The organism is Gemmatimonadota bacterium, from assembly GCA_026706345.1.
Taxonomy (GTDB): domain Bacteria; phylum JAAXHH01; class JAAXHH01; order JAAXHH01; family JAAXHH01; genus JAAXHH01.
Genome location: JAPOYX010000004.1, coordinates 1 through 2263, shown reverse-complemented (window position 1 = coordinate 2263; position 2263 = coordinate 1). Strand labels below are relative to the sequence as shown.

Genomic DNA, 2263 nt, shown 5'->3' with positions numbered 1-2263 from the left:
GCCGAATCTCGCCGGGCTCGTTTACCTTTGCCATGGCCGAGGGCCTGACCGTGCAGTCCTGCATGGCCAAAGGTGGTATGGCCCTTCTCGGCAATGAAAACATGAACATCCCGGCGCCACTGCACTGCGGAGATACCGTTCGGGTCAAAGTCCGCATTCTCGGGAAACGTGAGACTTCCAAGCCCGACCGCGGGGTCGTCACCTCGCTCACCCAGGTCCTGAATCAGGCCGATGCGGTCCTCCTTGAGTATACCGTCAAACGTATGATCCGCCGCCGGCCGGTGTAGTCGAACGGAACGAGAGGAATGCGCATGGATCAGAAAATTCTTGATTGCTTGTATGACATCGTTGGCCCTGACGGGGTGGTCGCGCATAAGAGTGCGCGCTCAGTCTACGACTGCGACGGCTATACCCTGGAGAAAGCCGTCCCTGAGATTGTTGTCCTGCCTCACTCGACGGAAGAAGTGGCGGCGGTCGTCAAATTTCTCAACAAGGAAAAGATCGCCTTTGTCCCGCGCGGAGCCGGGACCGGCCTCAGCGGGGGCTGCCTGCCGGTCGAGGCGCCGGTCATGATCGGGACCAGCCGCCTCAACAAGATTGTCCATATAGACCTGCTCAACCGTTATGTCGTGGCCCAGTCCGGCGTGGTGAATCTGTGGGTCAGTAATGCGGTGAAAGATCAGGGCTTTCAGTATGCCCCTGACCCGTCCAGCCAGCAGGCATGCACCATCGGCGGTAATATCGCCGAAAATTCCGGCGGGCCGCATACGCTCAAATACGGCGTGACCACCAATCACGTGCTCGGGTTGGAAGTCGTCCTGCCAGACGGAGAAATCGTCACCTTAGGCGGGACGGTCGAGGACGTTCCCGGCTATGACTTACGGGGGATTACCATAGGCGCGGAAGGTACGTTCGGGATCGTGACCCAGGCCGCCCTCAAGCTCACCCGCCAGCCGCAGGCCTACCGCACGTTTCTGGCCGTGTTTGAGTCGGTCCACCACGCCACCCAAACCGTCTCCGGCATTATTGCTTCAGGTATTGTCCCGGCGGCTCTGGAAATGATGGATACGCTGATTATCCAAGCGATCGAAGAAGCCTTTCACTTTGGCTTCCCAACCGACGCCGGGGCGGTTCTGATTATTGAGATCGATGGCCTCGCCGCCAGTCTCGACCCCCAAACCGAACGGATTCAGGCGATTTGCAAACAGAATCAGGCCCGCGAGGTCCGAATCGCGCGGGATGATGCGGAACGGATGGCGCTCTGGAAGAGTCGTAAGCGCGCCTTTGGCGCCATTGGCCGTTTATCACCCAACTATTGCACCCAGGATGGCGTCGTCCCGCGGACCAAGGTCCCGGACATTTTGCAGCGGATTACTGAAGTTTCAGAAAAATATCAACTGCGGATTGCCAATGTGTTTCACGCCGGGGACGGCAACATCCATCCGATCCTGATGTATGACGAGCGCAATGCCGACGAAACCCAGCGGGTGGTCCAAGCCGGGAAGGAAATCCTGAATGCCTGCGTAGACTTGGGAGGCAGTCTGACCGGTGAGCACGGGATTGGCGTCGAAAAGATGGGCCAGATGTCGCTCATCTTTAGCCCTGAAGATCTGATGGTCATGACCCAACTCCGGTCCGTTTTTAATCCGGATAACCTGTGTAATCCCAATAAGATCATCCCGACACCTGGCGGCTGTATTGACGTGAAGACGCCTCGCCGCCAAGTCCCGCTCTAGCCCGCCGTAAGAGGATTGGAGCGAAAGCCAGACCGAAAGGAGTAAACGTGTCCGACATCCCTTCTAAACCATTGGAGGACACGTCCACTCCTTTGACGCAGGCCGCAGGTCATCCGCCGTCCACCCAGTTCGTCATCGATGGGAAAGCACCCGAGACGGTGGTCTATCCCGCGTCGATTGCAGAAGTCTCCCGTCTGCTGAAAGAGGCGAATGACCACGGTCGCGCCATCAGTCCGGTGGGGCACGGCGCGTTTCTTCATTTGGGTGGCGTACCAAAACGATATGAGCGGGCGCTATGTACGACGGAGCTGAACACGATTGTCGACTACCAGCCTACCGATATGACCATTACCGTCGGGGCCGGCATGTCTCTGGCTCAACTCCAGGCAATCCTCGGAGAAAACGGTCAATGGCTGCCGCTCGACCCGCCGTGTCCAGAGCGGGCCACGGTCGGCGGAGTCATTGCCGCCAATCTCAACGGTCCCGCCCGGTTATCCCAGGGCACGGTCCGCGATTTTCTGATCGGC

At 58.7% G+C, this 2263-nt stretch carries 3 protein-coding genes; all 3 read left to right on the top strand.

Annotated elements, in window-relative coordinates; all coding sequences use genetic code 11:
- Positions 1–287: acyl dehydratase (locus OXG98_00300; GenBank protein ID MCY3770454.1), on the top strand; the 287-nt coding region annotated here is incomplete at its 5' end.
- A gap of 24 nt (positions 288–311) precedes the next feature.
- Positions 312–1736, top strand: coding sequence for an FAD-binding protein (locus OXG98_00295; GenBank protein ID MCY3770453.1), 1425 nt, complete (start codon positions 312–314; stop codon positions 1734–1736).
- A gap of 47 nt (positions 1737–1783) precedes the next feature.
- On the top strand, positions 1784–2263 hold a 480-nt coding region (locus OXG98_00290; GenBank protein ID MCY3770452.1), incomplete at its 3' end, for an FAD-binding oxidoreductase.